The organism is Pseudobacter sp. (assembly GCF_051955275.1).
Lineage (GTDB): Bacteria > Bacteroidota > Bacteroidia > Chitinophagales > Chitinophagaceae > Pseudobacter.
Genome location: NZ_JBQCGW010000315.1, coordinates 21,529 through 28,063 on the forward strand (window position 1 = coordinate 21,529; position 6,535 = coordinate 28,063).

Below are 6,535 nucleotides of genomic sequence, written 5' to 3' on the forward strand. Positions count from 1 at the left end.
TCAAGTTATGCAAAATTACCTGATTAAGAACGTAATAGTAGTGAATGAAGGCAAATTGGAGGCCAAAGATGTATTGATCTCCAAAGGAAGAATTGAAAAAATTGCAGGCAGTATTCAACCATCTGTACCCGTTATAGAGATCGATGGAACAGGCAAGCACCTGCTTCCCGGAGCCATTGATGATCAGGTACATTTCCGTGAACCCGGTCTTACCCATAAAGCCACCATCTATTCCGAAGCAAAAGCGGCAGTAGCCGGTGGTGTTACCTCTTTTATGGAAATGCCCAATACCGTTCCGCCGGTTTTCACGCAGGCATTGCTGGAAGACAAGTACCAGATCGCTTCACAGAGCTCGCTGGCGAACTACTCTTTTTATATGGGTACCTCCAACGACAATGCAGATGAGTGCCTGCGGACCAACGACCGCAAACATGAGATCGCCGGTATAAAGATCTTCATGGGATCTTCCACAGGCGGACTGCTGGTAGATAATTATCTCACCATCGATAAGATCTTCCGCGAAAGCGAGGTGCTGATTGCCACGCATTGTGAAGATGAGAAGATCATCAAGGCAAATCTTGAAAGACTGAAGAACGAAAAAGGTATCCTCGAACCTGCCGACCACCCCATCATCCGTGATGAGAACGCATGCTTCGAATCCAGTTTCGCAGCCATCCAGATAGCGAAGAAACACAATACCCGGCTGCATATCCTGCATATCACCACAGAACGTGAGCTGCAACTGTTCACCAATATGCTTCCGCTGGAGGAGAAACGCATCACTGCAGAAGTATGTGTGCATCACCTGCACTTCACCAGCAATGATTATGCAGCCAAAGGCAACCTCATCAAGTGTAACCCGGCCATCAAGGCGCCGCATAACCGCGAAGCCCTCTGGAATGCGCTGTTAGACGACAGGCTGGATGTAATTGCCACCGACCACGCTCCACATACCTGGGCTGAAAAAGAAGAGCCGTATGAGAAAGCGCATGCCGGCCTTCCGCTGGTACAGCACTCTCTCCTGCTGATGCTGCACTATGTAAAGCAGGGAAAGATCAGCATCGAAAAAGTAGTGGAGAAAATGAGCCACGCGGTAGCCAGGTGTTACCAGGTAGCCGACCGTGGTTATATCCGCGAAGGTTATCATGCAGACCTGGTGCTGGTTGACCTGAACCAGTCCACCACCATAACCAAAGAAAATATCCTGTACAAATGCGGCTGGAGCCCCCTCGAAGGATTCACAGCGCCTGCGGCCATCACTCATACGTTCGTAAACGGACACCTGGTGTATGGAAACGGAGTGTGGGATGAATCACAGAGAGGACAGCGGCTCCTGTTTGCCCGCTAATCTGTACATCTTATAATTGCGCTATGCAAATAGACAACACCACATTCAACGACCTGTCCATCATTCAGCACGAAGAGGAATTTTCCATCTTCCATCGCCTCAATTTCACCCAGACGGTGGAAGGAAGGGAATGGCTGCTGAAATATTTCACCAATCCCTTCAGTGATCTGCAGCAGATCACGCAGACGCAGGACATCATCCGGAACATCCTGTCTAACCTCGATGCATGGCCGAAAGCGATCTCCAACGGTACACTGATGGTGATTGAAAAGTTCTACGACAGTGGTGTTGACGCTATTCCAGCCGCCGGGCCTGTAAATGCCCTTACCTACCGGTTCTTTCATGTGGCCGACTATGCCCTGGTGCGTTATTCCATTTCGCATTTCGCGGATTTTGTACGGGGCATCGACGCCCTCGTAAATCTCTTTGATGCAGAAACAGCGCCCCTGCTGGTGCGCAGCTACCTGCACAGGGCCAGGCAACTCATCAATAAGCCCATACTGGCACAGCTGGCAAATCGGGAACCAAAGCAGAGGCTCTCTGCCGGTGAAGTGATCTACTACGGCCGCTACCTTCAGTATGAATTCAAATCCGCTGCCTTTGAGCTAATGAGCATCTACGGCAGGTTTGACGCCTGGTACTCCATGGCCCGCGCCATGAAGCAGTTCAAGCTCACCTTCCCTGAGTTCAGGGACCAGCCGCAACCATTGATCGATGCCAGCCAACTCTATCATATTCTCCTGCCAACACCGGTGAGTTATGATGTAAAACTGGATAAAGACAGTAATTTCCTTTTTCTTACCGGCGCCAATATGGCCGGCAAGAGTACCTTCATCAAGGCAGTAGGTTCCTCCATATTCCTGGCGCATCTGGGAATGGGCGTACCCGCGGCTTCCATGAAGCTGAGCCTGTTCGACGGACTGCTCAGCAATATCAATGTGATGGACAATATCGTGAAAGGCGAAAGCTATTTCTTCAACGAAGTACAACGCATCCGCGATACCATCCTCAAGATCAATGACGGCAAGAAATGGCTGGTGCTGATAGATGAACTTTTCAAAGGCACCAATGTGCAGGACGCTATGAAGTGCTCTACCACTGTGATAAAGGGACTGATCAGGATCAAGAACTCTCTTTTCATTCTCAGTACCCATCTTTATGAGATCGGGGAAGAACTGAAAGCGTATCCGAACATTTCATTCAAATATTTCGAGACCACTGTGCATGGCGACCAGTTGCATTTCAGTTACCAGCTGAAAGAAGGCATCAGCAACGACCGCCTGGGATACCTCATCCTCAAAAGGGAGAAGGTGGTGGAACTGCTGGAGAAACTATAACTGGTATTAAACACTTATCGCATGAGAAAAGCCTTACTGCTGCTGCTGGCAAGCCTGTTATTGTACCCTGTAATGGCCCAGCGACCGGGATCATCCATCGATGTTTCCGCCTATATCTATGAACTGGAACTCAACGACCTCAATAACCAGATCAACGGCAAGGCCACGGTGAATGCAGTGTTCCTCCAGGAAAGCAGTGTACTGCAACTGGATCTCATCAGTGCCGGTAAAGAAGGGAAAGGCATGACGGTGTCCGGGGTAACTGCCGGCAACAAAGCTTTATCCTTTACACATCTTCGCGACACATTGCGGATAGCACTGGAATCTCCCGTAAAAAAAGGTGACAGCATCAGTGTTGTGATCCGTTATTCGGGCGTTCCTGCCGACGGGCTTATCATTGGCCGGAACAAATTCGGGCATCGCGGCTTCTTCAGCGATAACTGGCCCAACCGTGCACGCAACTGGATCCCCTGTAATGATCATCCGGCAGATAAGGCGGGCGTGGAATTCATCATTACGGCACCGGACCATTACCAGGTAGTGGCCAATGGTGTGCAGCTCGAAGAAACTTCCCTCCCTGATAAAAAGAAACTGACGCATTATAAAGAAACGGTTCCCCTGCCCACCAAGATCATGGTGATCGGCGCGGCAGACTTTGCCGTACAATACGCGGGCGATGTGAACTGCATTCCGGTGTACAGCTGGATCTATCCCGAGAACAAAGACAAAGGGTTTTACGACTATGCCCTGGCAAAAGATATCCTGGCTTACTTCATTGACCTGGTTGGTCCGTATGCCTATCGCAAACTCGCCAATGTACAATCCACCACCATGTTTGGTGGGATGGAGAACGCCAGCACCATTTTCTATTCTGAAAATTCCGTTACCGGCAATCGCAAATGTGAAGGGTTGATTGCGCATGAGATTGCGCATCAGTGGTTCGGCAATATGGCCACAGAGGCCGACTGGAGCCATATCTGGCTCAGTGAGGGATTTGCCACTTATATGACCATCCTGTACTTTGAACGGACGCATAGCCAGGATACGGCCATGGATATGCGCCTGAAGGACCGTAAAGCAGTGATCACGTTCAGTAAAAAATACAATGAGCCGGTGGTGGACAATACCCAAACCGATTATCTGCAGCTCCTGAACGCCAACTCCTACCAGAAAGGTGGCTGGGTGCTTCATATGCTTCGTAAGCAGATCGGAGACAGTGCCTTTCTCCGTGGTGTGCGCAGTTATTATGCCCAGTATGCCGGGAAGAATGCCGTAACGGAAGACCTGCAACGGGTAATGGAAAAAGCATCGGGCAGGAACCTGAGCAGGTTCTTCAAACAATGGCTGTATACGGCCGGGCATCCGCAACTGGATATCAGGTGGCAATACGATGCGGACAAAAAATATATTACAGGTACCGTACTGCAATTGCAGCCCACGGCATTTGAATTTCCGCTGGATCTTTCCTGGACGGAAGAAGGGGAGCAATCTCCCACCGTCATTGCCCTCAGGGTGAAGGAAGCGAAGACGAGCTTCAGTTTCCCGGTGAAAGGACTGCCGGTAGATTTTAAAGTTGACCCCGGCGTGAACCTCCTGTTTGAGGGCACGGTAAAAACGGGTAAATAATATACCCCTGCGTTGTAAAACAAACGCGAAAGCGATAATCTAACCTCAATCCATATACGAAAATATTCTGGCGCTCCTCCATATTACCTTAGCAGGATAACATTCCTGCATGCTCGTAAAAACATTCGGCAGCGCCGTATCCGGCGTGGATGCCATCACTATTGAAGTGGAAGTCAATGAAATGGCCGGAAGGGAATACTACCTGGTGGGATTGCCGGACAGTGCCGTGAAAGAAAGCTTCCAGCGGGTGGAGAGTGCGCTCAAGACCAATGGTTATTATATGCCACGTCGCAAGCTGGTGGTGAATCTGGCGCCCGCCGCTATCCGGAAAACCGGTACGGCCTTCGATCTGGCCATTGCCATCGGAATACTGGCAGCCACGGACCAGATCCCCAATCCTGAGCCTTTGCTGCAATGTGTTCTCAAAGGAGAACTGCAACTGGATGGCACTATCCGTCCGGTTAAAGGCGCCCTGCCTATTGCCATCAATGCCAAACGAGAGGGATTCAGGAACTTATTTGTGCCATTGCAGAATGCCCGCGAAGCGGGCGTTGTAGAAGGACTGAATGTTTACGGCGTGGCGCATATCAATGAGGTGATCGATCATTTCAAAGGAGAGAAAATGATCAGTGCAACCACGGTAGACATTTCCGCGGCCTTTGCGCATCAGCATTCGGAATCGGATGGTGATTTCCTGGATGTGCGCGGGCAGGAGAATATCAAGCGGGCGTTGGAGATCGCTGCTGCCGGTGGTCATAATGCCATTCTGATCGGCCCGCCGGGCGCCGGTAAAACCATGCTGGCTTCGCGCCTGCCCACGATCCTGCCGCCACTCACGCTGGAAGAAGCGCTCGAAACCACCAGGATCTATTCCGTTGCAGGTAAACTGTTATCTGATTCAACACTTATCACGAAGCGGCCCTTCCGCGCACCACACCACACGGCCAGTGATATGAGCCTGGTGGGTGGCGGCAGCATTCCGCAACCCGGAGAGATCTCGCTCTCGCATAATGGTGTACTGTTCTTGGATGAATTCCCAGAGTTCAGAAGAACAGCACTGGAAGTGATGCGGCAACCTATGGAAGAACGGAAGCTCACGATCTCCCGGGCAAGGATTTCCGTTGATTTTCCCGCCAGCTTTATGCTGCTGGCTGCAATGAATCCCTGTCCATGCGGATACTACAATCACCCGGAGAAATCCTGCAGTTGCCATCCTCATGCCGTACAGAAATACCTGAGTAAGATCTCAGCTCCTTTACTGGACCGGATAGACCTGCATGTGGAAGTAACACCAGTACCTTTTTCAGAACTTGAAAAAGAAGAAGGTGCGGAATCTTCGGATGAAATAAGGGAACGGGTGGTCAATGCCAGAATGGTACAGGCTGTACGATATACAGGGCTGGCCGGTGTTTACTGCAATGCACAGATGAGTAAGAAGATGTTCAGAAAAGTCTGCACAACAGATGGAGCCGGGAAACAGCTGCTGCGGTCTGCCATGGATAAATTGAAATTATCCGCGCGGGCCTATGACCGGATCTTAAAAGTAGCAAGAACGATCGCTGATCTGGGAGATTGTGAAGCGATCAAAGCGGAGCATATTGCGGAGGCGATACAGTACAGGAGTCTGGACAGGGAGAATTGGGGAGAATAATTAAAAAATGCACCCGGAAACGGATGCACTTCTAACGGGAATAAATACCCGCAAATATCTTATTACGATTAATTCAGATTTTTTACGGATGGTGTCCACTGTTTGGTGGAGGTCTTTACCGCTGTGTCTTCCCCGGATTTGAAAATGCGGGAGAAAAGCGTATTGATGGTTTGAGCAGCTGTTTTACGAACGATGCGCATATCCAGCCAGAAATTAGCGTTGCGTATATAAAACGCATCAAACTGATAACGATGGAAGATGCTCTCGAAATTCTTGGTAGGTCCTCTGTATCCTTTTACCTGTGCGAGACCAGTGATACCCGGCTTTACCATGTTCCTGAATTTGTAATTGGCGATCACAGAAGAGAACTTATTACAATCCGCATGCATATGTGGACGGGGTCCTACAACGCTCATTTGTCCGAGTAAAACATTGAAAAACTGTGGAAATTCATCCAGGTTGGATTTGCGTAAGAAGTTGCCCACCCTTGTGATGCGATGGTCATTATCGGAGGCCTGGCGGGTATTTGCATGCTCATTCACTACCATTGTTCTGAATTTCAAGCATTTAAAA

General features: G+C 49.9%; 5 protein-coding genes. 4 read left to right on the forward strand and 1 reads right to left on the reverse strand.

All coding sequences use genetic code 11. The annotated features are described in order from the left end of the window. Window positions 1-7 precede the first annotated feature (7 nt). From ACTHMC_RS28180 to ACTHMC_RS28195, 4 genes are all read left to right on the forward strand, one after another. Window positions 8-1,348, forward strand: coding sequence for a dihydroorotase (locus ACTHMC_RS28180; protein WP_440418417.1), 1,341 nt, complete (start codon window positions 8-10; stop codon window positions 1,346-1,348). A gap of 23 nt (window positions 1,349-1,371) precedes the next feature. After that, window positions 1,372-2,685 carry a MutS-related protein gene (locus ACTHMC_RS28185; RefSeq protein WP_440418418.1) on the forward strand — a complete coding sequence of 438 codons (1,314 nt, stop codon included), beginning with the start codon at window positions 1,372-1,374 and terminating at the stop codon, window positions 2,683-2,685. A 21-nt stretch (window positions 2,686-2,706) separates the two neighbouring features. Then, window positions 2,707-4,311: a M1 family aminopeptidase gene (locus ACTHMC_RS28190; RefSeq protein WP_440418419.1), complete on the forward strand. Its 1,605-nt coding sequence runs from the start codon at window positions 2,707-2,709 to the stop codon at window positions 4,309-4,311. Window positions 4,312-4,420: 109 nt separating this feature from the next. After that, the gene (locus tag ACTHMC_RS28195) at window positions 4,421-5,962 is read left to right on the forward strand and encodes a YifB family Mg chelatase-like AAA ATPase (protein WP_440418420.1); all 1,542 of its coding nucleotides are present in this window, start codon (window positions 4,421-4,423) and stop codon (window positions 5,960-5,962) included. Between the two features lie 68 nt (window positions 5,963-6,030). Here ACTHMC_RS28195 and ACTHMC_RS28200 read toward each other — a convergent pair. Then, on the reverse strand, window positions 6,031-6,535 hold a 505-nt coding region (locus ACTHMC_RS28200), incomplete at its 5' end, for a sugar transferase (RefSeq protein ID WP_440418421.1).

Bases quoted from the DNA above. Each gene is read 5' to 3' on its own strand.
- ACTHMC_RS28190 (WP_440418419.1), top strand. From the start codon at position 2,707: ATGAGAAAAGCCTTACTGCTGCTGCTGGCAAGCCTGTTATTGTACCCT.
- ACTHMC_RS28195 (WP_440418420.1), top strand. From the start codon at position 4,421: ATGCTCGTAAAAACATTCGGCAGCGCCGTATCCGGCGTGGATGCCATC.
- ACTHMC_RS28180 (WP_440418417.1), top strand. From the start codon at position 8: ATGCAAAATTACCTGATTAAGAACGTAATAGTAGTGAATGAAGGCAAA.
- ACTHMC_RS28185 (WP_440418418.1), top strand. From the start codon at position 1,372: ATGCAAATAGACAACACCACATTCAACGACCTGTCCATCATTCAGCAC.